This is a genomic window from Nocardioides humi, from assembly GCF_006494775.1.
In the GTDB taxonomy this organism is placed as follows: domain Bacteria; phylum Actinomycetota; class Actinomycetes; order Propionibacteriales; family Nocardioidaceae; genus Nocardioides; species Nocardioides humi.
On sequence record NZ_CP041146.1, the window covers coordinates 4065726 to 4092177 of the forward strand.

Sequence of the window (26452 nt, forward strand, 5' to 3'; positions counted from 1 at the left end):
TGAATGGTTGCCCCGCGTCCCCTCCCGATGACTGCGGACAGGTCGGCCCTGCTTAGGGTGGTGTCGTGAAGGAGTTCCTGGTCTACACGGGCCTGCGCATCGGGCTGTTCGTCGGCGCGTTCTGCGTCGTGGCGGGGGTGTGGCTGCTCGTCGCCGACACCGTCGACGTGCTGTGGGTCATCGTGATCGCCTTCCTGATCAGCGGCGTCGCGTCGTACGTCCTGCTCGAGCGGCAGCGCTCCGCGTTCGCCGCCCGGGTCGAGGGGCGTGCGGAGCGGATCTCCAGGAAGTACGAGGAGATGCGCTCCAAGGAGGATGGCGAGGGCTGAGCCCCGCCCGCCGCAGCTCGGCCTCGAGGCTCAGCCGAGGACGAGGCCGGCGCCGGCCAGCACCGCCCAGGCCAGCTCCGCGAGCCCGGTCCGCTGCAGCACGGGGATGAGCGCAGGCCCCTGGGCGCCGGCGAGCACCGTCCGCGCGGAGGCGCCGGCGGGGAGCAGGAAGCCGAGGCCGAGCAGCGCCCACCAGGTCGTGAGGGCGGCGAGCACCACGACCGCGGCGGCCGCGGCGGCGACGAGGACGGCGTAGAAGCCGCGGGTACGACGGTCGCCGAGCCGCACGGCGAGCGTCAGCTTGCCCGCGACCCGGTCGGTGGGGATGTCGCGCAGGTTGTTGGCGACCAGGATCGCGCAGGCCAGGGCGCCGACGCCCGTCCCGGCGGCGACGGACGCCCAGCCCGGCGTCCCCCACGCCTCGGTCTGCACCCAGGTGGTGCCGACGACGGCGACCAGCCCGAAGAAGACGAAGACCATCACCTCGCCGAGGCCGAGGTAGCCGTAGGGCTTCGAGCCGCCGGTGTAGTACCAGGCGGCGAGGACGCTGAGCGCGCCGACCAGGACCAGCCACCACGACGTGGTGGCGGCGAGCGCCAGCCCGGCCACGGCGGCGACGCCGAAGGCCAGGAACGCCGCCCGCCTCACGGCCGCGGGGGAGGCGAGTCCGGAGCCGACCAGGCGCAGCGGTCCGACCCGCTCGTCGTCGGTGCCGCGGATGCCGTCGGAGTAGTCGTTGGCGTAGTTGACGCCCACCTGGAGGGCCAGGCTGACCACGGCGGCGAGCAGCGCCTTCCACCACACGCCGCGGTCGGCGTACACCGCGATGCCGGTGCCGACGACCACCGGCGCGACCGCCGCGGGGAGGGTGCGGACGCGGGCGCCCGCGATCCAGTGCGCTGCTGTGGCCATGAAGAGGGATTCAAGCAGGCTGGCTCGCGGAGGCGTCCAACCGGGTCAGGTGCCGCTCGGCCGCGCGGGCAGCCGGGTGGATGAGCACCGCCGCGACGACCACGATCCCGGCGATCACGCACCAGCCGGGAGTGCCCCACTCCAGCGCGAGGAAGGTGTACGCCGCCGGCGCCCACACGGTGCCGAGCGTGTACCCGAGCTGCGAGACGCCCTGGTACTCCCCGCGGCGGGCGGGATCCGACAGCTCCGCCTGCAGGCCCCACTCGCCGGCGGACTGGAACAGCTCGGCGCCGGTCACGGTGACGTGCCCGATCCAGACCAGCGCGATCGTGACCCAGCCGATGGTGTCGTGGGTGACCAGCACGATCGCGCAGGAGAGCACGAAGAAGAAGGCTCCGCGGCGCTGGGCGCGCAGCGAGTCGGCGACGGTCGTGACGCCCCGGGCCGCGGCGACCTGGAGGGCGACCGCCATCACCGTGTTGGTGCCGAACAGCCAGGCGAGCAGCACCCGCGGCGCGTCGGTCGCCTCGACCAGCCAGAGCGGGATGACGACGTTGAGCAGCACCTGGTGGGTGCCGAGCACGCCGCCGCAGACCGCCATGGCGACGTACCCCTTGTTGCGCAGCGCGCTGCGGCGATCACCTGCGTCCTCCAGCGCCGCCTCGAGCGGAGCCTCCTCGGCGTGGTGCACGGCGGCGGGCAGCCGCGCCACGAGGGCGGCGTTGAGGACGAGGAGCACCGCGGTGGCCACGGGCACGGCGCGGATCACGTTGTCGTCGTTGGTGGCGAGCGCGACGCCGGCGAGCAGCGCCCCGAGGGTGTAGCCGACATTGCGGGCGGCCCGGAAGTAGGCGTTGGAGGAGACCCGCTCCTCGCGCGGGAACACGTCGAAGCGGTAGGCGTTGCGGGCCGACCGGCTCGCCGACGACACGTTCTCCAGCACGATCATCATCGCGATGAACGCGCCCAGTCCGCCGACGGCCGGCCAGGCGAGGTAGAGCACCGCCTCGACCAGCGAGGTGAGCGCCCAGACCCGCTTGGCGCCGTACCGGTCGCTGAGCTTGCCGAGAGGTACGGCGAGCAGGAAGGTCACCAGTCCCGCGATCGACAGCCCCAGCCCGACCCGGGCCGCCGAGAGCCCGACGATCTGGGTGAAGAACACCGCGCTGCCGGTCAGGAAGACCCCGTCGCCGAAGGCGGACAGGACCGACTGGGCCGAGAGCCGGCGGACGAGCGAGGTGGGTCCGGCGAGACGGGCGATGCGTCCCGAGAGTCCGATGGTCATCGGGATCATCCTCGCCGGGACGGATGGCGTCTGTCAGGTGGATGACCGGTCGGCCGGCGCAGCCGGGGTGCCGGTCAGCCGGCGCGGCCGAGGTGGATCACGTCGACGGTCACCGTGGTGTCGGTGATCCTGTAGAGCACCCGGTAGGCCCCGATGCGGAGTCGCCAGTGGTCGCTGCCCCCGGCCATGGCAGTCGAGGGCCGGGGATCGTGCGCGAGCGCGTCGGTGCGGTCGAAGACGGCGGCCAGACCTTCGCGGTCGTTGACGAGAAACCGCTCGGCCGCCGCCAGCGCCTCGGGGTCCCAGATGACGTCGTAGACCACGAGATCTGGCGGGGTCAGAGCCCGAGTCGTGCCCGAGCCTCGGCTTGGGGTACGTAGGCGATCGGGCCAAGCTGCTCGCGCAGCCGGAAGCGGGCGAGGGCCAGGTCGTCCTCGAGATCCTCGAGGCGACGAACCTCGTCGTTCAGGTAGTCGTGGACGGCCTGCCGCACGATCTCCTGCTTGCTGCGGCTCTCCTGCCGGGCGCGCTCGGTGAGCAGCCGGTCGTCGGCCGGATCGAGCCGCAGGTTCATCGCCATGGTCGCGATCGTAGCAAGCAGTGGTACCGCGTGGTACCAGATCCGGGTCGGGGTGTCGGCCGATAGGTTCGCGGGTGTGGCAGCGGTGAGCCTGGTGGGCGGGTACGACGCGGTGGTGGCGCGGGTGCGCGGCTGGCTGGACGGGACGGGCCAGGCGCCTGTCGTGGTCGAGACGTCCGGTTCGACGGGTACGCCGAAGCGGGTGCTGCTGACGCGTGACGCGCTGCTCTCGTCGGTGCGGGCGTCCGCCGCCCGGCTCGGTGCGAGCGGGCCGTGGGTGCTCGCGCTGCCGCCGACCTATGTCGCGGGGCTGCAGGTGGTCGCCCGGTCGCTCGTCGCCGGCCACGAGCCGACGCTGCTGGAGCGCGACGGCTGGCCCGCGGGCGAGGGCTGGTTCGTGTCGCTGGTGCCGACCCAGCTGACCCGGATGCTGTCCTCGGCGTCCGATCGGGCGGCGCTGCGGCGGGCGCACACGGTGCTGCTCGGCGGTGGGCCGATCGGTGCCGCGCTGCGCTCGCGCGCCGAGGACGCCGGGGTGCGGGTGGTGGCGACGTACGGGTCGGCGGAGACCGCCGGCGGCTGCGTGTACGACGGCCTGCCGCTCGACGGCGTCGCGGTGGCGCTGGGCGAGGGCGGGCGGATCCGGATCGCCGGGCCGACCCTGTTCAGCGGGTACGACGGGCAGCCGGACCTGACCCGGGAGGTGCTCGTGGACGGCTGGTTCCTCACCGCCGATGCCGGCCGGTTCGACGAGGACGGCCGGCTCTCCGTGATCGGGCGGGTCGACGACGTGATCGTGAGCGGCGGGCTCAACGTGCCGGGGCCCGCGGTGGCCGAGCGGCTGCGGGCGCACCCGGAGGTGGGCGCGGCGGAGGTGCTCGGCGTACCGGATCCCGAGTGGGGCAACCGGGTCGTGGCGTTCGTGGTGGGGCCGCCCGACCTCGAAGCCCTGCGGGACTGGGTGGCCGGGGCGCACCCGCGGGCCTGGGCGCCGCGCGAGGTGGTCCGGCTGGACGCGATGCCGCTGCTGCCCAACGGCAAGCCCGACCGGCAGGCGCTGCTGCGGCTCGTGGAGGCCGGGGAGGTGGCGCCGTGAGGGTGGTGTCGATCCCCATGCGCACCCGCTTCCGCGGGATCACGGTCCGCGAGGCCGCGCTGCTGGAGGGGCCGGCGGGGTGGGGGGAGTGGAGCCCGTTCCTGGAGTACCCGGCCGAGGTCGCCGAGCCCTGGCTGCGCTGTGCCGAGGAGGCGGCGGCCGACGACTGGCCGGCGCCACTGCGGGACCGGGTGCCGGTCAACGTCACCGTGCCCGCGGTCGGCCCCGAGCGCGCCCACGAGATCGTGCGCGCCGGCGGCTGCCGGACCGCGAAGGTGAAGGTCGCCGAGCCTGGCCAGACCCTCGCCGACGAGGTGGCCCGGCTGGAGGCGGTCCGCGACGCGCTCGGCCCCGACGGGCGGATCCGGGTCGACGCCAACGGCGGCTGGTCCGTCGACGACGCCGTGGCCGCGATCGGCCGGCTGGACCGCGCGGCGGGCGGGCTGGAGTACGTCGAGCAGCCGGTCGCGAGCGTCGAGGACCTCGCGGTCGTGCGGCGCCGGGTGGACGTGCCGGTCGCCGCGGACGAGTCGATCCGGCGGGCCGAGGATCCCTACCGGGTGCGCGACCTGGCGGCCGCCGACATCGCCGTGCTCAAGGTGCAGCCGCTCGGCGGCGTCCGGGCCTGCCTGGAGATCGCCGAGCGGATCGGGCTGCCCGTCGTGGTGTCGAGCGCGCTGGAGACCTCGGTCGGGATCGCCGCGGGCGTGGCGCTCGCCGCGGCGCTGCCGGAGCTGCCGTACGCCTGCGGGCTGGCGACCGTGCAGCTGCTCACCGCCGACGTCGTCGGGGAGCCGCTGCTGCCGGTCGACGGCGCGCTGCCCGTCGTCCGGCCGATGGTGGACGAGGGACGGCTGGACGCCCTGGTCGCGGCGCCCGAGCGGGTCGCGCACTGGGAGGCCCGGCTCGCCGCGGTCCGGGCGGTGCGGAAGGATCGGCGTCCATGACCGATACCCCCGCGGTGCTCGCCGACGCCCTCGTCGCGCGGCTGCTCCGCGCCGGGGTGGGCGAGGTCGTGGTCGCGCCGGGCTCGCGCAACGCGCCGTTGGCGATGGCGCTGTGGGCGGCCGCGCAGGCCGGGGCCTTCCGGCTGCACACTCGGATCGACGAGCGGACGGCGGGCTTCCTCGCGCTCGGCCTGACCAAGTCGGGCTCGCGCGCCGCCGTCCTCACCACCTCCGGCACCGCGGTCGCCAACCTCCACCCCGCCGTCCTGGAGGCGGTCCACGCCGGCGTCGGGCTGGTCGTCGTCTCGGCCGACCGTCCCGCCCGGCTCCGGGGGACCGGCGCCAACCAGACCACCGACCAGATCGGCATCTTCGGCCCCCTGGTGAGGTCGTACGACGTGGCGTCGGTCGCCGCTCTCGAGGCGGTGCCCGCTCCGTGGGGCGCCGTCGTCCACCTCAACCTGCAGCTCGACGCCCCGCTTGTGCCTGCCCTCCCCCCGCACCGCGCCCCATGCGAATTCGTCGTGGAGACACCCGAATCGGGACAAATTCGCATGGGGCGCGAGCACACCGACCTGCGGCAGGGGCCGCGGACGGTCGTGGTGGCGGGGGACGACTCCGGGCCGCCGGCGCGGCGGCTGGCGGAGGCGGCGGGCTGGCCGCTGCTGGCCGAGCCGTCGAGCGGGTCCCGGACGGGCGAGAACGCGCTGCGGACCTACCGACTGCTGCTGGAGACCGCTCTCGGCGACACGATCGAGCGGGTCGTGGTGTTCGGCCGGCCCACGCTCTCACGGCCGGTCACCCTGCTCCTGGAGCGGGCCGACGTCGAGGTGCTGGTCGTGCCCGGCCGGGGCGTGTGGCCGGTCAGCCCCCGGGCTCCCGCACGATCGACGCCCCGGCATGGGCCGAGAACGGTCCCGACGACCCCGCCTGGCTCGACGCCTGGCGTACGGCGGACCGCGATCTCGCCCGGCGCGTCGACCGGCTGCTGGCGAGCGAGCCCGCCCTCACGCCGTACGACGTCGCGGCGGCCACGCACGCTGCCCTCCCCGCCGGCGGGCTGCTGGTCGTGGGCGCGTCCAGCCCGATCCGCGACCTCGACCTCATGCTCCGCCCGACCACCGTCGGCACCCGCCGCAAGATCGTCGCGAACCGCGGCCTCGCCGGCATCGACGGCACGATCAGCACCGCGATCGGCGCGGCCCTCGGGCGGCGCGACTCGACCCGGAGCCTCGCCCTGATGGGCGATCTCACCTTCCTGCACGACCAGACCGCGCTGGTGCTGGGGCCGGAGGAGCCCCGGCCGGACCTGACGATCGTGGTACCCAATGACGACGGCGGCGCGATCTTCTCCATGCTGGAGCAGGGCGCGCCGGCGCACGCGGCGTCCTTCGAGCGGCTCTTCGGCACGCCCCACGGCCACGACCTCGCCAGCCTGTGCGCGGCGGCCCGGGTGCCCCACCTGCGGGTCACCTCCCGACCCGAGCTCGACCAGGCGCTCGCCAGCCCCAACGGCGGCATCGAGGTGGTCGAGGCGGTCGTCGACCGGAGCGGCCGACGCGAGCTGGACCGGCGGATCCGGAAGCTGGTCATCTAGGCTGATCAGGTGGCCAGCGACACCTGTTCGCCGTCGACGTCCGGAGAGCGGGAGCCGGAGACGGCGGAAGCGCGAGACGCCCGCGTCGCCCCGTCCCTGCGGCACTTCATCCACACCGAGGCCGCGAGCGCGGGACTGCTGGTCGCGGTCGCGCTGGTCGCCCTCGCCTGGGCCAACTCACCGTGGTCGGACGGCTACGAGCGCCTGTGGCACCAGACCCTCGAGCTGACCTTCGCCGGCGGCGGGCTGAGCATGGACCTGCACCACTGGGTCAACGACGGCCTGATGGTGGTGTTCTTCTTCGTGATCGGGCTCGAGGTGCGCCGGGAGTTCTCGGTCGGCGAGCTGACCGAGCGCAGCCGCCTCGTCGTACCCGTCATCGCCGGCATCGGCGGCATGGTCGTCCCGGCGCTGCTCTACCTCGCGCTCAACCCGTCCGGCGACAGCGCGGCCGGCTGGGGCGTGGTGATCGGCACCGACACTGCCTTCCTGCTCGGCACGCTCGCGCTGGTCGGGCCCAGCGTGTCCACGCAGCTGCGGATCTTCCTGCTCACCCTCACCGTCATCGACGACATCGTCGCCGTCACCGTCATCGGCGTCGTCTACTCCGACTCGATCGACCTGACCGCGCTGGCCGTGGCCGGCGCCTGCCTGGTGGCGCTCGTCGTCCTCGACCGCGTGGGGGAGTGGCGCGCCTCGCCGTACGTCGCCACGGTGGTCGTGCTGTGGATCGCGACCCTGCAGTCGGGGGTGCACGCCTCCATCGCCGGCATGCTGTCCGGCCTCCTCGTCCCGGCCGCCGACCCGGACCGCCGACTCGTGCAGCAGGCCGCGGAGCGGGTCCGCCGTTTCCAGCAGTCGCCGCTGCCCGAGGTGCAGCGCGCGGCGCGCCACAGCCTCAACCGCGCCGTGTCGGTCAACGAGCGGCTGCAGGAGGCGCTGCACGGCTGGACCAGCTTCGTCATCGTGCCCGTGTTCGCGCTCGCCAACGCCGGCATCGACCTGCGCGACGGCGTCCTCGGGGACGCCCTGTCCTCGCCGGTGACCTGGGGCGTGGTGCTGGGCCTGGTGGTTGGCAAGCTCGTCGGCATCGGGGCCGGGGCGCTCGGCGCCGTACGCCTCCGGCTGGGGTCGCTGCCCGAGGGCGTCGCGGCCGGGCACACCCTCGGCGGCGCCGCGCTCTCCGGGATCGGGTTCACCGTCTCCCTGCTCATCATCGGCCTCGCCTTCACCGACCAGCGGCTGCAGGACCAGGCCAAGGTCGGCGTCCTGCTCGCCGCCGTGCTCGCGGTGGTCGTCGGCTGGCTGGCGTTCGCGGTCGCGGCCCGGTTCTTCGACCAGCGCGACGCCGCCCTGCCGACCCGGCTGAGCGACCCGGTCGACCCCGAGCGCGACCACGTCAACGGTCCGTCCGACGCGCCGCTGACGCTGGTGGAGTACCTCGACTTCGAGTGCCCCTTCTGCGCCCGCGCGACCGGCGCCGCACGCGAGGTCCGCGACCACTTCGGCGACCGGCTGCGCTACGTCCCGCGGCACCTCCCCCTCGACGTGCATCCGCACGCGGTCCTCGCCGGCGTGGCGGCCGAGGCCGCCGGCGAGCAGGGCCGGTACTGGGACATGCACGAGCTGCTGTTCGAGAGCCAGGCGCACCTCGAGCGCGACGACCTGCTCGGGTACGCCGAGCGGCTGGGCCTCGACGTCGACCGGTTCGCCGCCGACCTGGACGACCCGGCGCTGGTCGCGCGCCTCGAGCGCGACATGGCCAGCGCCGAGGCCAGCGGCGTACGCGGGACGCCCACGTTCTTCGTCGGCGAGCGCCGTCACGAGGGGCCGTTCGACGCCCAGAGCCTGATCGCCGCGCTCGAGGCGCTGGATCCCGGACGCTGATGGAGATCGCGCTCCTCCTCCTGGCCGTGGCGGTGACGGTCCTGACCGTCACCGCGCTGTCGGAGAAGCGCGACCTGCCGGCGCCGCTGACCCTCGTCGTCGTGGGCGTCGCCGCGTCGTACCTGCCGGGCGTGCCGGAGGTGCACCTGGAGCCGGAGGAGGTGCTGCTCGGCCTGCTGCCGCCGCTGCTGTACGCCGCCGCGGTCACCACCTCGCTGGTCGACTTCAACGCCAACCGCCGCCCGATCCTGCTGCTGTCGGTGGGGCTGGTCGTCTTCAGCACGCTCGGCGTCGCGGCGGTGCTGCGGCTCGTCGTACCCGATCTCGACTGGCCGCTGGCACTCGCCATCGGGGCCGTCGTCGCCCCGCCGGACGCCGTCGCCGCCACCGCGATCGGCCGCCGGATCGGGCTGCCCCGCCGGGTCGTCACGATCCTGGAGGGCGAGTCCCTCCTCAACGACGCGACCGCGCTGGTGGCGCTGCGGATGGCGATCGCGGCGCTCGGCTCGTCGGTGACGCTGTGGGAGATCGGGCTCGACTTCGTGGTCGCCGCGGGCGGCGGCGTGCTCGTCGGCGGACTGACCTTCCTGGTCGTGGGCTTCGTGCGCAAGCGGGTGACCGATCCGCTGCTGGACACCGCCATCTCGCTGGTGATCCCGTTCGCGGCGTACATCGCCGCCGAGGAGATCCACGCCTCCGGCGTCGTGGCGGTCGTCGTCGCCGGCCTGCTGCTCGGGCACGTCGCGCCGCTCCTGCAGACCGCGCCGTCGCGGATCGCCGAGCGCACCAACTGGCGCACGATCGCCTACATCCTCGAGAACACCGTCTTCCTGCTGATCGGCCTGCAGGCGGACTGGCTGATCCGCGAGGTCGGCGGCAGCGAGCTCGGCGCCCGGACGACGGTGCTCGCCTGCGCCGCGACGCTGGCCGCCGTCGTCGTGCTCCGGCTGCTCTGGGTCTTCGCGGCCCGGGCGCTGCTGATGCGGCCCGGCCCCGACCCCGTCACCGGCGAGAAGGTGTCCTGGCGCTACTCGCTGCTGATCGGCTGGGCCGGGATGCGCGGGGTGGTGACGCTCGCCGCGGCGTTCGTCGTGCCGCTCGACACCGAGCACCGCGAGATCGTGCTGATCGTCGCCTTCACCGTCGTCGCCGGCACCCTGCTCGGCCAGGGCCTGACCCTGCCGTGGCTCGCCCGCCGGCTCGGCGTACCCTCGCCCGATCCGCACGACGACGCGCTCGCCCGGGCGACGCTCCTCCAGCAGGCCGCGAAGGCCGGCTTCCGCCGTCTCGACGAGCTCGCCGCCGAGGGCGACGACCCGCACCACGTCCGCGAGCTGATCGTCCAGCGCATCGAGCAGCGCAACTTCGCCGCCTGGGAGCGGCTCGGCACCACCGAGGGCGAGGAGAGCCCCAGCGACCTGTACGCCCGCTGGCGCGGCGAGATGATCGACGCGGAGCGCCGCCGGGTGCTGGAGATCCGCTCGACGGGCGCCGTACCGTCCGAGGTCGTCAGCGACGTGCTCGCCATGCTGGACGTCGAGGAGTCGATGCTCGACGCCGCCGACGCTGCCCGCGCCGACCTCCGCACCACCGGCCGGGTCCAGCGCCGCGACGGCTGCGAGCACCTCGCCCACGTCCCGCTCCTGGACCCGCCGGCCGAGCCCGCCTGCGCCGACTGCCTCGCCGAGGGCACCCGCTGGGTCGCGCTGCGGATGTGCCTGACCTGCGGCAACGTCGGCTGCTGCGACTCCTCACCCGCCGCCACGCCACCGCCCACTTCCGCGCGACCCAGCATCCCGTCATGCGCTCGGTCGAGCCGGACGAGGACTGGCGCTGGTGCTTCGTGCATCACCAGAGCGGGTGAGGGGGGTGCAGGAATCGCCGCTTCAGTGGTGATTCCTGCGCTTCTTGACCGTTGCAACGGCCAGTAAGTGCCAGTTTCGCCGCTTCAGCGGCGATTCCTGCAACCCGGGCGCCTCACAGCGGGACGTCGGCGCGGCGGCTGTCGCAGTGCCGGCGGCCGTGGGGCTCGCGGGAGAACTGCTCGTCGTAGAGGCGCTTGTAGAGGCCGCCGAGGGCCATCAGCTCGCGGTGGGTGCCGCGCTCGACCAGGCGGCCGTCCTCGAGGCCGAAGATCACGTCGGCGGAGCGGATGGTGGAGAGGCGGTGGGCGATGGCGATGGTGGTGCGGGAGCGCGTGGCGCGCTCCAGGGCCTCCTGCACCAGCCGCTCGGTCTCGGTGTCGAGGGCGGAGGTGGCCTCGTCGAGGATCAGGATCCGCGGGTCCTTGAGCAGGACGCGGGCGATCGCGAGGCGCTGCTTCTCGCCGCCGGAGAGCCGATACCCGCGCTCGCCGGTGATCGTCTCGTAGCCCTCGGGAAAGCTCATGATCCGGTCGTGGATGTTGGCGTCGCGCGCGGCCTGCACGATCTCCGCGGGCGACGCGCCCGGGCGGGCGTAGGCGATGTTGTCGCGGATGGTGCCGTGGAAGAGGTACGGCTCCTGGGTGACCATCCCGACCGCGTCGGCGAGCGAGGAGAGGGTGAGCTCGCGGACGTCGTGCCCGTCGATGAGGACCGCGCCCTCGGTCACGTCGTAGAACCGCGGGACGAGGTACGTCGCCGTGGTCTTGCCGCTGCCCGAGGGCCCCACGATCGCGGCGAGCTGCCCGGGCTCGACGACCAGGGAGACGTCGTCGAGCGCCCAGCCCGGCTCGGCCGAGCGCTCGTCGTCGGTCGGCTCGTCCTCGATCCGTACACCGCTCTCGCCGAACCGGTCGCCGTGGAAGGTGCCGGACAGCGTCCGCGGATCGGGGTAGCGGAACCGCACGCCGCGCAGCTCGACCCGGCCCCGCAGGCGATCGGGGTCGAGCGCGACCGCGCCGGGCCGCTCGGTGATGGCCGGCTCGAGGTCGAGGTACTCGAAGATCCGCCGGAACAGGGCCAGCGACGTCTGCACGTCCAGCGAGACGCGCATCAGCTGCAGCAGGGGCATCTGCAGCCGGCCCTGCAGCGTGGTGAACGCGACGAGCGTGCCGGCGGTGAGGGTGCCGTCGCCGACCGGGAGCGAGCCGGTGAGCATCCACCCGGCGACGAGGTAGATCAGTGCCGGGGTGATCGCGAAGAAGGTCTGCACGACCGCGAAGAAGGTGCGCCCGGTCATCGCCTGCTCGACCTGGAGCCGGGTCTGGCGGCGGTTCGCCTCCCGGTAGCGCGCGACCTCCGACTCGGACCGGTTGAACACCTTGGCGAGCAGGATCCCGCTCACCGACAGCGCCTCCTCGGTGATCGCGGTCATCTCCGAGAGGGACTCCTGGGTACGCCGGGCGAGCCGCTGCCGGCGCCGTCCGACCCGCAGCTGCAGGGTGATGAACAGCGGCATCAGGATCAGCGTCAGCACGGTCAGCTGCCACGACAGCACGACCATCGACACGAAGGCCGCGGTCACCGTGACGGAGTTCTGCACGATGGTGGTCGCGGTGTCGGTGAGCACCGTCCGCACGCCCGCGACGTCGTTGGCGAGCCGGGACTGGATCGCGCCGGTCTTGGTCGCGGTGAAGAACGCCAGCTCCATCTTCTGCAGGTGCTCGAAGAGGTCGCCGCGCAGGTCGGCCATCGCGGAGTTCCCGACCGTCGAGGTCAGCCAGTTCTGCCCGATCCCGATCAGTGCCGTCGCGATCGGGATCGCGCACATCCCGGCGACCAGCCACGCCAGCAGGTGCAGCCGCGCGCCGCCGCCGTCGATCGGGAAGAGCGCGTCGTCGAAGACCGCGCGGGTCAGGAAGGGCACCAGCGACTGCAGCGCCGCCGACGCGACGACCGCCACCAGCACCAGCGCGATCTGGGCGCGGTAGGGCCGCAGCAGCCGCGCGACGCGCGGGAGGACGTCCTGGTTGCCGTACAGCTCGTCGGGGGACAGATGCGTGATCGTGGAGCTCGGCCGCGGCATCAGCTGTCCCCTCCGGCCGGGCCCCAGCCCGCGCCCCAGCGGCCGCGGTGGGCCACCTCCCGCCACGGGGTACGACGACGGCGACTCGCCGACCCCCGCGCCCCCGTCGCGGGCGGTGCCGGGTGGCCGATCGTGATCGCGCCGATCGGGTGCGGCGCCTCCTCCTCGGCGGTGTCGGCGAGGCCGAGCCGGGCCTTCACGGCGTCGACCCGGTCGGGGACCAGCCCGAAGAAGCAGGCGCCGAGGCCGGCGTCGGTCACCGACTGGAGCAGCAGCAGCGCGGCCATGGCGGTGTCGAGGTGCCAGTACGGCATCGCCCAGCGACTCTCGTCGTGCGTGCCGAGGCCGGCGCGGCGCTTGTCCGGCTCGGCGTACCGGTCGAGGTAGGCGTCGCGGCGACTGCACGGCACGACCACCACGGGCGCGGTCATCATGCCCGCCAGCCACCGGTCCGGCGTACCGTCCTCGCCGGCGTCGTCGGTCTGCGCGGCCCAGAACCCGCGGACCGCGTCGGGCGTGTCGAGCACGACGAACGCCCACCCCTGGGCGAACCCGGCGCTCGGCGCCCGGGTGGCGTGGTCGAGCGCCCGCTCCAGCACCGCGGGGTCCACCGGCTCGGCCGTGTAGGCGCGCGTCATCCGGCGTCGGCGGACCACCTCGGCGAACTCCATCCGGCCAGCCTAGGGGTCGCCGTTTCGGCGCAATTGAACGGATTGAGCACGGTTTCGCAGGAGAAACCTGCTGGAACCGTTCAATTGCGGAGATAGAGCAGCTCGCCGGAGCAGGACCTGAGGTAGGCGGGCGGCCCGGATAGGGCAGTTGTCCGATGTGCGGGCCTACCTCAGGCGACGAGTCTCTACCTCATGAGCAGCGACTACTTCACCAGTGCAGAGAACGACTACCGCCGCCAGCAGGTGGCCCGCGGGATGGCCGCGAGCCGGGCCGGCCGGAGCCGCGCCTCGTGGCTGCGGCGGATCTTCGCGACCGACCCCAGTCTCGCCCGTCGCGCCCGCTGAGGGACGCCGTACCCGTGCCGGCACTGTCGGTGGCGGACGCCATGATGGTGCCCGTGGCCGCACACAGCAGCCTGACCATGGTCGGGCGTGACACCGAGCTCGCCGAGGCGATCGCGGTGCTCGACGACGCGGTCAGCGCCGCCGAGTCCGGGACCCAGCAGCGGGCGGTGCTGCTGTCCGGCGACGCCGGCGTCGGCAAGACCCGGCTGCTGCGGGCGCTGCGCGACCACGCGCTCGAGGCCGGCTGGCAGGTGCTGGCCGGGCACTGCCTCGACTTCGGCGACAGCGCGCTGCCCTACCTCCCGTTCAGCGAGGTGCTCGGCCGGCTCGACGCCCACCACCCCGACCTGGTCGAGGCGGTCGCCGCCGTCCACCCGGCCCTGACCCGGCTCCAGCCGGGCCGCCGTACCCGCGTCGTCGGCGAGGACTCCTCCGACGACCGCAGCCGCGGCGCCGACCGCGGCGACATCTTCGTGGCCGTCCACGCACTGCTCGAGGCGGCGGCCACCGAGGCGCCGGTGCTGCTCGTCGTCGAGGACCTGCACTGGGCCGACCAGTCGACGCGCGAGATGCTCGGGTTCCTGTTCACCCGCGCGTTCTCCCGTCCGGTCGCGATCGTGGCGTCCTACCGCTCCGACGACCTGCACCGCCGCCACCCCCTGCGCCGCCAGGTCGCCGAGTGGACCCGGCTGCCGCAGGTCAGCCGGCTCGCGCTCGGCCCGCTGCCCGCGGAGGCGGTCCGGGCGCTGGTCCACGAGCTCGACCCGTTCGGGCTCGACGAGCGGTCGGTGACCCGGATCGTCGACCGGGCCGAGGGCAACGCGTTCTTCGTGGAGGAGCTGGTCGCCTCCGGGTCGTGCGCCGACGGCGACGTTCCGGGCGATCTCGCCGATCTGCTGCTGGTCCGGCTCGACCGTCTCTCCGACGAGGCCCGCCACGTGGCCCGGGTCGCCAGCGTCGCCGGCCGGCGGGTCACCCACGATCTGCTCGCGGCCACCGCCGACGTGCCCGTCGACCGGCTCGACGCCGGCATCCGGCAGGCGGTCGAGATGAACGTGCTCGAGGTCGGCGGCCACCTCTACTCCTTCCGCCACGCCCTGCTCGGCGAGGCGATCTACGACGACCTGCTGCCCGGCGAGCGGGTGCGGCTGCACGCGCGGTACGTCGCCGCGCTGTCCACCGGCGCGGCCCGCGGCACGTCGGCCGAGCTGGCCCGCCACGCGCGGCGCGCCAACGACCTCGATCGCGCCGTCACGGCCAGCATCGAGGCGGGCCACGAGGCGATGGCCGTCGGTGGGCCGGACGAGGCGGCCGACCACTACGAGCAGGCTCTCGAGCTGCTGGAGGACCCCGACCGGGTCGCCCGGCTCGACGTCGACCACGCCCAGCTGGTGTCCTGGGCCGCCAACGCGCTCATCGTCGGAGGCAACGCCGTGCGGGCCGGCCAACTGGTCGCCGCCCGGCTCGCGCAGCTGCCACCCGACGGCCCCGACCTCGACCGCTGCCGGCTGCTCCACAGCCACGCCGTGATCCTCTCCATGACCGAGACCGAGCTCGACCCCGTGGAGGTCTCCGCGGAGGCGGTGGCGCTGGCTCCGGAGGGCGAGAGCTCGCTGCGGGCGAAGGTCCTGGCCACCCACGCGCGGATCCTCGACAGCTACCGACCGGACCTGCAGGACGAGGCGGAGTCCCTCGCCACCGAGGCGCTGGCCATGGCGGAGCGCCTGGCCATGCCCGAGCTGGCCTCCGACATCCAGACCACGCTGAGCGGGCTGGGGGTCAAGACCGTGGAGGGCACCGCGCAGGACGCTCTGCGCCGGGCGCTCGAGTCGGCGGTCGACAGCGCCGTGCGCGCCGGTGCCTTCCAGGCCGAGCTCCGTGGGCGCTGGCTGCTGGGCCGGTCCTACCAGGACTCCGCCGACTGGGAGCAGGCGGCCCGCTGGTTCCGCTCGGCCGTGGACCTGGGGGAGCGGGCCGGCTTGGTCTGGGCGCCCTACAGCATCGAGTCCCGCTGGCAGCTGGCCTGGGTCGCCTACGCCCTCGGCCAGTGGGACGACGTGGTCGCGCTCGTCGAGGCGGTCGACGGGCTCGGCGGGCCGCCCATCCCGCTGGGGATCGTCGAGCCCGCCCGCCTGGCGGTCCGCGCCGCGCGCGGCGCGGACGTCCTCACCCGGCTGCAGGCGCTGCGCGCCCTGTGGGAGGACGAGGGCGGCATCGCGGTCTACAGCGCCGGCGTCGAGATCGACGTCCACGCCGACCGCGGCGACGCGACCGCGGCCATCGGCGTCTACGACGACGTCGTGGAGGTGCTCGGCCGGATCTGGGGCGAGTCCTTCGGCGGCCAGATCCGCCTTGCCGCGTCCACACTGGCCGCGATCGGCCGCGCGCTGCCTCGGGCCAGCTCCGCCGAGCGCCGTACCCTCGTCGCCCGCGCCGACCGGCTGCTCGCCGACGGCGAGGCCGTGCTCGCGGCGATCCGCGAGCGCAGCGGCCCGTGGGGTCCCGAGGGCCGGATGTGGACCGACCGGCTGGTCGCCGAGCATCTCCGGGTGCACTGGCTCGCGGGTGCCGACCGCGCCGACGGTGCTGAGGGGTCTGCCAGCGCCGAGGGGGCTGCCAGCGCCGACGGGCCGCGGCGCGACGAGCTGCTCGCCGCCTGGGAGACGGCGCTCGACTCGACCGCCAAGGTCGGCAACGTCCCGGTGCTGCTGCGCGTGCGCGCGGCGTACTCCCAGATCCTGCGGCTCACCGGCGACACCGCCCGTGCCCGCGACGAGGCCGGCCAGGCCCGTGCCCTGGCCGACCGGCTGCGCGCGCCGGGGATGGTGGCCGACCTGCTGGCCGAGTCCGGTGCGTCCCGGGGGACGACCGCGACCGGCCACACCGGCGGCGCCGCGCTCACCGCGCGCGAGCTGGAGATCCTCGCGCTCGTCGCAGAGGGCCGGTCCAACGGCGAGATCGGCAAGCAGCTGTTCATCAGCACCAAGACCGTCAGCGTCCACGTCTCCAACATCCTGGGCAAGCTCGGCGCCTCCGGCCGGACCGAGGCGGCGGCGATCGCGCGCCGCGACGATCTCCTACCGTAGGAGGGTGTCTCGCCGGTGACCGCGGCGTAGCGTCGATCGGGTGACGACGACCGAGGACCGCGAGGACACCCTGCCGCTGACCCTGCAGCGCTTCCGGCGCACCAGCGTCGTGGGCGGCGGCGACCTGCCGCCGGTGCCGATGGACCGGCTCCCCCGGGCCCGCGCTGGCCGGCGATCGTGCAGACGGTGGCGCTGATGCGGTTCCGGCACCAGTTCCACCCGTGGCTGCACCGGAGGTACGGCGAGGCCTTCACCCTGAACCTGGTCCCGGGCAACCGCCCGTTGGTCCTGTTCACCTCGCCCGCCGTGACGAAGGAGATCTTCGCCGCGGACCCCGAGGTCTTCCACGCCGGGCGCGGGAACGCGATCCTCGGCCCGATCATGGGCGAGCACTCCCTGCTCCTGCAGGACGGCGGCGAGCACCACCGCGCCCGCAAGCTGCTGATGCCGGCGTTCCTCGGCCACGCGCTGCGCGGCTACCGCTCGTTGGTCGCCGAGGTCGCCGCCGCCGAGGTCGCCGGATGGCAAGAGCCTCCGTCCACCGGTGGCCGCCTGCTGCGCACCACCATGCGGGCGCGCTGGCAGCGGTGCCGACGCTCAACGGTGCAACCAGACCGCCCTCGCGCCGGCGCCTTGCCATCACACCCGCCTGGCGGCGCTCGCGACGACGCCCACCGGCGGACGAAGGCTGAGGACGAGGCCTTCCGGGTCCTGGAGCGGATGAACGCGCTCACCCTCGAGGTGATCCTGCGCGTCGTCTTCGGCGTCACCGACGAGGACCGGCGCGCGCGGCTGCGGCCCGCGGTCAACCGCACCGTCGAGATCAGCCCGGCCATCCTGCTCGGCTGGGCGTACCCGCGCCTGCAGCGGCTCGGCCCCTGGCGGCGTACCGTCGACAACCAGGTCGAGCTCGACCGCCTGATGTACGCCGAGATCCGCGAGCGCCGCACCGCCGGGGACCTCGCCGACCGCTCCGACGTGCTGTCCCGGCTGCTCGCCGCCCACGACCCGGACGCCGCACCCGGCGAGGGCGGGCTCTCCGACGTGGAGCTGCGCGACCAGCTGGTCACCCTGCTGCTCGCCGGGCACGAGACCACCGCGTCCGCGCTGTCCTGGGCGCTGGTCGAGGTCGGCCGCAGCCCCGATCTGCTGGCCCGCACCCAGCGCGCGGTCGACGAGGGCGACGACGCCTGGCTGGAGGCGGTGCTCAAGGAGTCGATGCGGCTGCACCCGATCATCCCGATGGTCGTGCGCACCCTGATGGAGCCCGCCACCGTCGGCGGCTGGGACCTCCCGCGCGGCACCACCGTCGGGCCGTCGATCATCGTCAGCCACCAGCGGGCCGCGAGCTTCACCGACCCGGACGTCTTCCGCCCCGAGCGCTTCCTCGGTGACGACGTCCCGCCGCTCAACGTGTGGATCCCGTTCGGCGGCGGCGTGCGCCGCTGTATCGGCGCGGGATTCTCGCTGATGGAGGGCGTCGAGGTGCTGCGCGAGGTGTTCCGCCGGTACGACGTCACCGCCGTCGGCACCGAGGTGCCCAAGGTCCGCAACATCACCAGCGTGCCCCGGCGGGGCGCGCGGATCCGGGTCCGCGCGCGCTGATTCAGCCTGGATCCGTGGATGGACACCTACTACGCGACACTCCAGCGGCGCGCTCGCGGCGTTGCGGACGCTCAACAGTCAACCAGACTGCCCTCGCGCCCGCGCCTTGCGATCACACCCCTGGAGCGCCGCTCGCTACGGCGCCCATCCACGGCTCCAGGCTCACGCCGCCGCACGCGGCACCAGCTCCACGGTGGCGGCGACGTCCTCGAACAGGTCGCAGTAGTCGGCGTAGTCGGCACGGGCGACGGTGCCGGTCAGGGTGACGCCGAGGCCGTCGTGCAGCCAGGCCCACTGGTCGCACACGACGTCGACGCCGCCGATCCGGTGGGAGAACCGGTGGTAGGCCACCGGCTCGCCGTCGAGGTCGATCAGGTCGGCGTCCTCGACCTCGAGGTCGTCCAGCTGGAGGGCGAGGGTCGACAGCGCGTCGGCGCGCCAGTCGGTCAGCGAGGAGGCGTCGCCGACGGGCCCGGTGCGGACCACCAGCTCGGGGGTGAAGCCGGAGGCCGCGGCCGCCGGCGCCCGGGCGTGGAGGGCGACGCCGGGGGCGGGGTCGTCGCGGGTCGCCCAGCGGCGGGGGACGGCGAGGGAGACGTCGTGGGACATGGGGCCACCTCCGGTGGGTTCGGGTGTCGGGGTCGGGTGCTCGGGAGGCCAGGCGGTCTCGTCGGGCGGCCAGCGGACCGGGCCGCCGGTGTCCGCCGAGGGAGGTACGGCGGTGGCCGGATAGGCCGCGACGAGCGGGTTCGACCGGATGGCCGGATCGACCAGGTCGGCGGCGGCGCGGACGTCGTCCTCGGCCCGGGCGAGCACGGTCCACGCCGCGGCGACGATCGGTGCGAGCGCCCGGAGCACCCGGAGCTGCTCGGGCGCCGGCGCGGCGGGCAGCCGCACGACGGTGCCGTGCAGGAGGCCGTGGCCGCGGGCGGTACGCCGCACGCGGCGCATCGTCGCCTGCACCTCCGCCAGCCGGTCGCCGTACCCGCGCAGTGCGGTGGCCAGCCTCGCCACCCCCGGCCGGAACCCGTCGAGGCCGTCGGCGAGCTCGCCGGACGCGCCGCGAAAGCCGTCGGCGCTGTCGCCGGCGAAGTCCTCCTCGGGGAACCGCCGGTGCCGCAGCGCCAGCCGGTCGGCGTCGGCCAGGGCGGACGCGAGCCGCCGCAGCGCCCGGGCGGCGTCGAGGCAGTCGCCGGGCGCGCCGGCCACCCGGGTCAGGAGCTCCACAGCGGCACCCCCACGTCGAGGAGGTGCTGGGCGACCAGGTCGTCGGTGTCGGCGGCCGTCCGGGCGACGTACCGCAGGCCCGCGGCGTTGGCCGTGAACGCCGCCTCGACCTCGGCCGCGCCGTCGGTGCAGGTCGCCAGCGCGAGCCGGACCAGTGTGGTCAGCGCGCCGGCGTCGGGCGCGGCGACGGCGGTACGCCGGGCGCGCAGCTCGCCCGCCTCCTCGTCGAGGCGGTGGGCGGCCCGGCGCAGGGCGGCGGGGTCCACGGTGAACGTCATGCGCGGCAGCCTCGGCTCCCCGCCCCTGTGGACAAACCTCGGTGCTCCGGGCCTGTGGACACGAGCGTGCGGGCCGGTGTCGGTGGCCGCGCCTAGCGTCGGGACATGGCTATCGCACGCAATCCCCAGTTCGTCCTCGACTGCCCCGACCCGAAGGCGCTCGCCGAGTTCTACGGCGCCCTCCTCGGCTGGCCGCCCCGGGTCGATCCCGACGGCAGCTGGGCCACCGTGTCCTCGGGCGACCACCACATCCACCTCCAGCAGGTCGGCGACTACCGCCCGCCGGAGTGGCCCGGCCAGGACGTCCCCCAGCAGGTGCACCTCGACGTGGACGTCGACGACCTCGACGAGGCGGAGGCCGCCACCCTCGCCCTGGGCGCGACGAAGCACCCCCACCAGCCGGGCACGTCCTTCCGGGTCTTCCTCGACCCCGCCGGGCATCCGTTCTGCCTCTGCCAGGCCTGAGCGCCGGCGCGACTCAGCGGGTGAAGGACTCCCGGACCTCGTCCTCGGTGATGCCGTAGTCGGACAGGTCGTAGGAGTGCGCCGGGCGGCGCGGGCCGCTGCGCGACTCCTCGTCGAGCCGGCGGACGGCCTGTCGGGCCGCGGGGCTCCAGGTGAGGCCGAAGGCGTCGTAGATCGCGCCGACGGTGCCCACCGGGTCCTGGACGAACGCGCGGTAGTCGACGTCGAAGAACTGGCGCTCGTCGTACTTGGCCCGGGCCTGCCAGAACGCGTGCCACTGCCGGGTCAGGTGCCCCAGTTGGTCGCGGCCGAGCGTCTCGCCGACGAAGGTGGTCGAGTGGCCGGCGGTCGCCTCGGCGGAGAGCGAGCAGGCGGACGCGACGGAGGTGACCGGGTCGCGCTGGGTCATCACGACGAGCGCGTCGGGGTAGACCTCCAGCAGCGCGTCGAGCGCGATCAGGTGCGAGGGGTTCTTCAGCACCCACCGCCGGTCGGTGTCGTTGAGCCCGATCAGCTGCAGGTTGCGCCGGTGCCGCTCGTAGGCGTCGGTCCAGCCCTGGGTGGCCAGCCAGCGGGAGTACGCCGGCACGTGGGCCAGCGACTCGAAGCCGAGCGACTTGCCGGTCTGGCGCAGCACCCGCCAGCACTCCTCGGGCTCGGTCGCGTCGGAGTAGTGGATGCCCATGAACTCGGGGTTGGTGATGTGGTGCTCGCGGAAGGCCGCCTGCATGGCGGTGAAGATCGGGTCGTCCTCCCAGGTGTCCCGCGGCGGGCGCGGCTGGGGGAACTCGGTCAGCCACATCTCCAGGCCCTGGTGGGCGGGGTCCGCGCAGAGCAGCCGGCTCAGGGCCGTCGTGCCGGTGCGGGGGAGGCCGAGCACGAAGATCGGCCGCTCGATCCGCACCGCCGCATGGTCGGGGAACTCGGCGAACCGGGCCTGGGTGAGCAGCCGCGCGACCAGCGCGCTCTTGACCTGCGAGCGCATGAAGTAGTTGCCGACCCCGGTCAGCCCGGCCTCCGGCGAGCCGAGGTCCTCGACCAGGATCCGGAACGCCTCCTCGTGGCCCGGCGCGTCCGCGAAGCCGAAGTCGGTCAGGCCGGTGGTGCGGGTCGCCGCGGCGCAGATGTCCTCGAAGATGCCGACGTCGGGGCGCTGGCGGGGGCCCTCAGTCGACATGGAACTCGCCGCAGTCGACGTTCAGCATGACTCCGGTGACGGCGGAGGCCAGGTCCGACGCGAGGAACAGGGTCGCCCGGGCGACCTCCTCGGGCGAGGCGAGCCGCTTGAGGTCCGTGGGCGCCGCCTTCTCGGCGTACACCTCCTCGTGGGTGCGCCCGGACTCGCTGGCGAGCCAGTCGAAGTAGGCCTTGTTGACGTCCTCGTAGATGTACGACGGCGCGACGCTGTTGACCCGGATGCCGCGCGGGCCGAGCTCGGTCGCGAGCGAGGAGGCGAGGTGCTTGAGCGTGCCCTTGGACAGCTTGTAGCCGCTGTACTCCGGCTGGCTGCTGTAGACCACGCACGAGTTGACCATGATGATCGAGCCGCCCGGCTCGTCGTCGGTCTGCGCGAGGGCGTCGGCGAAGAGCGCCGAGAGCCGCAGGGGCGCGAAGACGTTGGTCTCGTTGGCGGTGCGCAGTCCGTCGAGGTCGAGCGTGCTGATCGGGTCCATCGGCGGGATGCCGAAGGCGTTGTTGATCAGGCAGTCCACCTTGCCGAACTCGTCGAGTGCCGCCTCGACCAGCTGCTTGCGCTGGTCCTCGTCGGTGATGTCGGTCGGTACGACGAGCGCCCGGCGCCCGTGCGCCCGGACCACCTCGGCCATCTTCTCGAGCCGCTTCGGGGTGCGGCTGGCGAGCACCAGGTCGGCACCCATCCGCGCCGCCTCCTCGCCCAGCGAGCGTCCGAGGCCCGGCCCGACACCGGAGAGCACGACGACCTTGTCGGTCAGCAGATCCACCATGGCGGACAGAGTAGAACGTGTTTCAGTTCTGGTCGAGGGGCGGAGCCGGAATAGTCGACGCGCCGATCGGTTGCACCTGGTCGTGACCACTCCTTCGATCACCCTCAACGACCAGACCTCCATCCCGCAGTTCGGCCTCGGCGTCTGGCAGGTGCCGGCCGGCGAGACCGAGCGCGTCGTGTCCGATGCGTTCGAGCTCGGCTACCGCCACGTCGACACCGCCCAGATGTACGGCAACGAGGAGGGGGTCGGCGCCGCGATCGCCCGCTCCGGCCTCGCCCGCGAGGACCTCTACGTCACCACCAAGCTCAACAACAACCGCCACGACCCCGCCCAGGCGAAGGACTCGCTGCGGGTATCGCTCGACAAGCTCGGCCTGGAGAAGGTCGACCTCTTCCTCATCCACTGGCCGCTGCCGACGCAGTACGACGGCGACTTCGTCTCGACCTGGGAGGCCCTCCTCGAGCTGCGCGAGGCCGGCCTGACCACCTCCGTCGGCGTCTCCAACTTCCAGCCCGACCACCTCGACCGGATCGTCGCCGCGACCGGCGTCGTCCCCGCCGTCAACCAGGTCGAGGCGCACCCCTACTTCGCCAACGACGCCGTCCGTGCCGCGACCTCCGGCCACGGCTCCCACGTCCAGGCCTGGTCCCCGCTCGGGCAGGGCGGCGGCGAGCTGACCGACCCGGCCGTGACCGCGCTCGCCGAGCGCCACGGCAAGACGCCGGCCCAGGTGCTCCTGCGCTGGGCCATCGACCGTGGCGACATCGTCTTCCCCAAGTCGCTGAGCAAGGCCCGGCTGGCGGAGAACGTCGAGGTCTTCGACTTCGCGCTCGCCGCCGACGAGGTGGCCGCCCTCGCCGCGCTGGACAAGGGCGAGGCCGGTCGCCAGGGCCCGAACCCGGACACCTTCGACTGGATCCCGAGCTGAGCGGAGCCGGTGGCCGGCACCGGGTGCGAGCTCGAGGTCGGCCCGAGACCGCGCCTGCGCCCCGCTCAGCGCTCGACGTGGCCCGCGAGGTTCGCGAGCGAGGCCGCGAGCCCCGCGGCGTGGGCCTCGGCGGAGACCCCGGTGGGGACGTCGTCGGCGCGGAACTCCACGCGCGTGCCGCCGCCGTCGGGCGCGACCGACCACGTCATCGTCATCGTGCCCGCGAACGCCGGATCGTCGATGAGCTCGACCGATCCGAGACACGGGCCAGCATCGTCCGGACCTGCGACATCTCGCTGCCCGGCGGCCCCGGCCTGTGGAGAGCCCTCAGCGTGAGGCGGTGAGCTCGCTGCGGTACGGCGGGTCGGCGCCGGGCCGCGAGACGGTGACGGCGGCGGCCGCGGCGGCGTGGCGGAGGACCTCCCGCCAGCCGTCCGGTGCGAGGGCGTGCAGTGCGCGCCGGGCGCCGGCGCCGAGGAGGTCGCGCTCCCACAGGGCATCGAGGATCGCGGCGGAGAAGGTGTCGCCGGCGCCGATGGTGTCGGCGAGGCCGCGATCGACCGCGGGGACGTCGACGACGCCGCCGCGGGTGACGGCGGTGGCGCCGTCGGCCCCGCGCGTGACGACGACGGCGGCGGGACCCGATGCGAGCAGCCGGGCCACGGCCTCCGCCTCCGGCGCGCCGGGGTAGAGCGCGGCCAGGTCCTCGTCCGAGGCCTTCACGACGTCGGCCAGCGCGACCAGACGCTCGATGCGGGCGACGACGTCGGGACCGGTGCCGGTGAGCGCGGGCCGCGCGTTGACGTCGTAGCTGATCGTCGCGGTGTCGCGCAGCGACCGGACGACGGCCCCGACCTGCTCCGCGCCCGGCGGCAGCACCGCGCTGTAGGAGCAGGCGTGCACGACGACCACGGCCCCGCCCTCGGGTGCCGCGAGGGCCGCGGGGTCCTCGGCGAGTCGCCAGTCGATGGCGAACTCGTACGCCGCCGCACCGTCCTCGCCGATCGACGCCCGGGCCACCGAGGTGCGGTCGACGACGTGCGGATCGCCCGCGAGCACGACCCCGGCGGACCGCAGGTGATCCGCCACCAGCGCCCCCGCGTCGTCGGCGGCGAAGCTGGTCGCGAACCGGACCGGCCGGTCCAGGCGGGCCAGGGCGACGGCGACATTGGCCGCGCTGCCCCCGGCGCGCGTGCTCACCGATCCGTCGCGACTGCGTACGACGTCGACGAGCGACTCCCCGGCCACGAGCGCAACCTGCTGCATGGCGGCATGTCTATCGCATCGGCGGGACGGGTGCTGTCGCCGTCCTCCTACGATGACCGGATGAGCGAGTCGGGCGAGCACGTCGCCGGGACGGCCGACGGCCCCGGGGAGACGTGGCTGTCGCTGCTCGTCGAGGACGCCACCGTCGAGGACCTGCGCGCGCATCGGGACCGCGTCCTCCGCGAGGCGCACACGGCCCGGAGCGCGCGGGCACCGAGGCGGAGGCCGCGCTCGCGGAGACCCTGCACAGCAGGCTCGCCGAGCGCCGGCTGCAGGCGCGCAACCTCGCGGCGCTCAACGACCTCGCCCGCAGGCTGGCCTCGCTGCACGACACCAGCGCCGTGTTGCAGGAGGTCGTCGCGCGCTCGCGCCAGCTGCTCGGCGTCGACGTCGCCTACATCATGGTCCGGCACGACGACGGCTCGCTGCGGATCGAGAGCGCCGACGGCTCGATGGGATCCGCGCTGCGCGGGCAGGTCCTGAGCGAGGGCCAGGGCCTGGGCGGCCAGGTGGTCAGCACCGGGCGCCCGATGTGGAGCGAGTCCTATCTCGCGGACGAGCGGCTCGCCCGCGGCGAGTCGTTGGAGCGGGCCGCGCGCAGCGAGCAGCTCGAGGGCATCCTCGGCGTGCCCCTGCAGGTCGGCGGCGAGACCATCGGCGTGCTGCTGGCCGCCGAGCGCCGCAGCCGCCGCTTCCTCGAGCAGGAGGTCGAGCTGCTCGCCGGGCTGGCCGCCCATGCCGCCGTCGCGCTGCGCAACGCCCAGATCTTCGGCCGGTACCAGCAGGCCCTGGACGACCTGCGCTCCTCCAACGCCAGCCTGCGCGAGCTCGACGTACGCCGCCAGCGGGCTGCCGCCCTGCGCGACCGTCTCACGGAGATCGTGCTGGCCGGCGGCGGCGTGAGCGAGGTCGCCGCCGCCATCGGCGAGGTGGTGCGTGCGCCGGTCGTCGTCCTCGACAACGACGGGCGGGTGCTCGGCGCTCCTCAGGAGGGTCTCGTGCTGCCCGCGGACCTCCCTCGGCCGGAGTGGTTCGCCGACGCCCGCACCGTGCGGCGCCCCGCGACCGACGGCGAGCTCGCCGCCACGGTGGTCGCGCTGCGCGGCGGCTACGCCGGCTGCGTGCTCGTCCCGGGCTCGCCGGAGGTCGACGACGAGACGGTGCGCCTGCTCGAGATCGGCGCCGTCTCCGTGGCGCTCGTGATCTCGTCGGAGCGGGTCGTGGCGGAGGCGGAGCTGCGCACCCGTGGCGAGCTCGTGCACGCCCTGCTGGCTCCCGACGTCGACGCCGGCAGCATCCGGCGCCGGGCCCGGGCGGCCGGGCTCGACCTGGACCTGCTGCGCTGCGTCGCGGTCCTGGACCCCGGTGCCGGCGACCATCGCCCCGCGGAGGCCCTCGCGGCCCGGCTCGCCTCGGAGCTGCGCGGCTGGTCGGCCGAGCACGCCGGGCAGATCGTCCTCCTCGTCCCGCGGACCGAGGCCGCGGCGGTCCGGGCGCGCGTGGTCGCGCTCGGTGGAGATCCGCTGCCGGCGGCGATCGGCATCGCGGACTGCGGCGGTGGGGTGGGCGAGGTCCGCGCGGCGTACGAGGCCGCCCGCCAGACCGCCACCCTGCTGCTCGCGCTGGGGCGCGGGCAGGCCGTGGCCCAGCCCGCGGAGCTGGGGGTCTACCGCTCCCTGTTCAGCAGCGCCGGCCGCGGCCAGATCGCGGACTTCGTCGACGCGACCCTCGGTGCGCTCCTGGCGCAGGACCGGCTGCGCGGCCGCGATCTGGTGACCACGGTGGACGTCTACCTCCGCCAGGCCCAGCACCATGCCCGCACCTGCGCGGAGCTGCACGTCCATGCCAACACGCTCTACAACCGGCTCGAGCGGATCGAGGAGGTGCTCGGGCCCGACTGGCGCGATCCGGATCGGGTCCTCGAGCTGCAGCTGGCCCTGCAGCTGCGCCGGCTCGCCGCCGTCCTCGCCTCGCCGTCGGCCGATCCGCGCTCGCCGGTGGAGGAAACGTCCGAGGCGACCCGGCAAGCGTAG

At 74.3% G+C, this 26452-nt stretch carries 26 protein-coding genes; 14 read left to right on the top strand and 12 right to left on the bottom strand.

Annotated features, from left to right (window positions below; translation table 11 throughout):
- Positions 1-65 precede the first annotated feature (65 nt).
- Positions 66-329: a DUF4229 domain-containing protein gene (locus FIV44_RS19800; RefSeq protein WP_141005951.1), complete on the top strand. Its 264-nt coding sequence runs from the start codon at positions 66-68 to the stop codon at positions 327-329.
- 30 nt (positions 330-359) lie between these two features.
- Here FIV44_RS19800 and FIV44_RS19805 read toward each other — a convergent pair whose 3' ends face one another.
- From FIV44_RS19805 to FIV44_RS19820, 4 genes are all read right to left on the bottom strand, one after another.
- Positions 360-1241: a 1,4-dihydroxy-2-naphthoate polyprenyltransferase gene (locus tag FIV44_RS19805; RefSeq protein ID WP_141005952.1), complete on the bottom strand. Its 882-nt coding sequence runs from the start codon at positions 1239-1241 to the stop codon at positions 360-362.
- A gap of 10 nt (positions 1242-1251) precedes the next feature.
- On the bottom strand, positions 1252-2526 hold the full coding sequence (locus tag FIV44_RS19810; RefSeq protein ID WP_141005953.1) for an MFS transporter: 1275 nt from the start codon (positions 2524-2526) through the stop codon (positions 1252-1254).
- A gap of 74 nt (positions 2527-2600) precedes the next feature.
- A complete protein-coding gene (locus FIV44_RS19815; protein ID WP_141005954.1) occupies positions 2601-2849 on the bottom strand; it encodes a type II toxin-antitoxin system RelE family toxin in 249 nt (82 codons plus the stop codon).
- Positions 2850-2863: 14 nt separating this feature from the next.
- Entirely contained in the window at positions 2864-3106 is a 243-nt protein-coding gene (locus FIV44_RS19820) for a ribbon-helix-helix protein, CopG family (protein ID WP_141005955.1), read from the bottom strand.
- A 76-nt stretch (positions 3107-3182) separates the two neighbouring features.
- Between FIV44_RS19820 and FIV44_RS19825 the strand changes: the two genes are divergently transcribed.
- From FIV44_RS19825 to FIV44_RS19845, 6 genes are read left to right on the top strand one after another with little or no spacing between them, the layout of a single operon-like run.
- Positions 3183-4202 carry an AMP-binding protein gene (locus FIV44_RS19825; RefSeq protein WP_246086504.1) on the top strand — a complete coding sequence of 340 codons (1020 nt, stop codon included), beginning with the start codon at positions 3183-3185 and terminating at the stop codon, positions 4200-4202.
- A complete protein-coding gene (locus FIV44_RS19830) occupies positions 4199-5149 on the top strand; it encodes an o-succinylbenzoate synthase (protein ID WP_141005957.1) in 951 nt (316 codons plus the stop codon). The genes FIV44_RS19825 and FIV44_RS19830 overlap by 4 nt, the downstream gene beginning before the upstream one ends.
- Positions 5146-6390 (top strand): thiamine pyrophosphate-binding protein, encoded by a 1245-nt coding sequence (locus tag FIV44_RS19835; protein ID WP_246086505.1) that lies wholly within the window; start codon positions 5146-5148, stop codon positions 6388-6390. Before FIV44_RS19830 ends, FIV44_RS19835 begins: the two co-directional genes overlap by 4 nt.
- Complete coding sequence (locus FIV44_RS32415; protein ID WP_246086506.1) at positions 6390-6746, top strand: thiamine pyrophosphate-dependent enzyme; 357 nt, start codon at positions 6390-6392, stop codon at positions 6744-6746. The genes FIV44_RS19835 and FIV44_RS32415 overlap by 1 nt, the downstream gene beginning before the upstream one ends.
- A 9-nt stretch (positions 6747-6755) precedes the next feature.
- Positions 6756-8633, top strand: coding sequence for a Na+/H+ antiporter NhaA (gene nhaA / locus FIV44_RS19840; protein ID WP_219996094.1), 1878 nt, complete (start codon positions 6756-6758; stop codon positions 8631-8633).
- Positions 8633-10564: a cation:proton antiporter domain-containing protein gene (locus tag FIV44_RS19845; protein ID WP_246086507.1), complete on the top strand. Its 1932-nt coding sequence runs from the start codon at positions 8633-8635 to the stop codon at positions 10562-10564. The genes nhaA and FIV44_RS19845 overlap by 1 nt, the downstream gene beginning before the upstream one ends.
- A gap of 46 nt (positions 10565-10610) precedes the next feature.
- Here the strand turns inward: FIV44_RS19845 and FIV44_RS19850 are convergent, their stop codons facing one another.
- On the bottom strand, positions 10611-12581 hold the full coding sequence (locus FIV44_RS19850; protein ID WP_141005958.1) for an ABC transporter ATP-binding protein: 1971 nt from the start codon (positions 12579-12581) through the stop codon (positions 10611-10613).
- Positions 12581-13252, bottom strand: coding sequence for a nitroreductase family protein (locus FIV44_RS19855; protein WP_141005959.1), 672 nt, complete (start codon positions 13250-13252; stop codon positions 12581-12583). Before FIV44_RS19855 ends, FIV44_RS19850 begins: the two co-directional genes overlap by 1 nt.
- Before the next feature lie 192 nt (positions 13253-13444).
- Here FIV44_RS19855 and FIV44_RS30665 point away from each other — a divergent pair, with 192 nt between their 5' ends.
- From FIV44_RS30665 to FIV44_RS19865, 4 genes are read left to right on the top strand one after another with little or no spacing between them, the layout of a single operon-like run.
- On the top strand, positions 13445-13597 hold the full coding sequence (locus FIV44_RS30665) for a hypothetical protein (protein ID WP_181410700.1): 153 nt from the start codon (positions 13445-13447) through the stop codon (positions 13595-13597).
- 53 nt (positions 13598-13650) lie between these two features.
- Positions 13651-16683, top strand: coding sequence for a helix-turn-helix transcriptional regulator (locus tag FIV44_RS33300; RefSeq protein ID WP_181410701.1), 3033 nt, complete (start codon positions 13651-13653; stop codon positions 16681-16683).
- Between the two features lie 40 nt (positions 16684-16723).
- Positions 16724-16879: a hypothetical protein gene (locus FIV44_RS30670; RefSeq protein ID WP_181410702.1), complete on the top strand. Its 156-nt coding sequence runs from the start codon at positions 16724-16726 to the stop codon at positions 16877-16879.
- On the top strand, positions 16879-18288 hold the full coding sequence (locus FIV44_RS19865; RefSeq protein WP_246086508.1) for a cytochrome P450: 1410 nt from the start codon (positions 16879-16881) through the stop codon (positions 18286-18288). Before FIV44_RS30670 ends, FIV44_RS19865 begins: the two co-directional genes overlap by 1 nt.
- A 162-nt stretch (positions 18289-18450) precedes the next feature.
- On the opposite strand, the gene FIV44_RS19870 is transcribed toward FIV44_RS19865, so the two are convergent.
- On the bottom strand, positions 18451-19515 hold the full coding sequence (locus FIV44_RS19870; protein ID WP_141005961.1) for a hypothetical protein: 1065 nt from the start codon (positions 19513-19515) through the stop codon (positions 18451-18453).
- Positions 19503-19793, bottom strand: a complete 291-nt coding sequence (locus tag FIV44_RS19875) for a hypothetical protein (RefSeq protein WP_141005962.1) — start codon at positions 19791-19793, stop codon at positions 19503-19505. The genes FIV44_RS19870 and FIV44_RS19875 overlap by 13 nt, the downstream gene beginning before the upstream one ends.
- 105 nt (positions 19794-19898) lie before the next feature.
- Between FIV44_RS19875 and FIV44_RS19880 the strand changes: the two genes are divergently transcribed.
- Entirely contained in the window at positions 19899-20258 is a 360-nt protein-coding gene (locus FIV44_RS19880; RefSeq protein WP_141005963.1) for a VOC family protein, read from the top strand.
- A 13-nt stretch (positions 20259-20271) separates the two neighbouring features.
- On the opposite strand, the gene FIV44_RS19885 is transcribed toward FIV44_RS19880, so the two are convergent.
- Both FIV44_RS19885 and FIV44_RS19890 read right to left on the bottom strand, forming a co-directional pair.
- The gene (locus FIV44_RS19885; RefSeq protein WP_141005964.1) at positions 20272-21435 is read right to left on the bottom strand and encodes a sulfotransferase family protein; all 1164 of its coding nucleotides are present in this window, start codon (positions 21433-21435) and stop codon (positions 20272-20274) included.
- Positions 21425-22222 (bottom strand): SDR family oxidoreductase, encoded by a 798-nt coding sequence (locus FIV44_RS19890; protein ID WP_141005965.1) that lies wholly within the window; start codon positions 22220-22222, stop codon positions 21425-21427. Before FIV44_RS19890 ends, FIV44_RS19885 begins: the two co-directional genes overlap by 11 nt.
- 82 nt (positions 22223-22304) lie before the next feature.
- On the opposite strand from FIV44_RS19890, the gene FIV44_RS19895 reads away from it, so the two are divergent.
- The gene (locus FIV44_RS19895; protein WP_219996095.1) at positions 22305-23153 is read left to right on the top strand and encodes an aldo/keto reductase; all 849 of its coding nucleotides are present in this window, start codon (positions 22305-22307) and stop codon (positions 23151-23153) included.
- Positions 23154-23218: 65 nt separating this feature from the next.
- Here the strand turns inward: FIV44_RS19895 and FIV44_RS19900 are convergent, their stop codons facing one another.
- Complete coding sequence (locus FIV44_RS19900) at positions 23219-23362, bottom strand: SRPBCC family protein (RefSeq protein ID WP_219996096.1); 144 nt, start codon at positions 23360-23362, stop codon at positions 23219-23221.
- 118 nt (positions 23363-23480) lie between these two features.
- A complete protein-coding gene (locus FIV44_RS19905) occupies positions 23481-24419 on the bottom strand; it encodes a PfkB family carbohydrate kinase (protein ID WP_141005967.1) in 939 nt (312 codons plus the stop codon).
- Between the two features lie 113 nt (positions 24420-24532).
- Between FIV44_RS19905 and FIV44_RS19910 the strand changes: the two genes are divergently transcribed.
- The gene (locus tag FIV44_RS19910) at positions 24533-26452 is read left to right on the top strand and encodes a helix-turn-helix domain-containing protein (protein ID WP_141005968.1); all 1920 of its coding nucleotides are present in this window, start codon (positions 24533-24535) and stop codon (positions 26450-26452) included.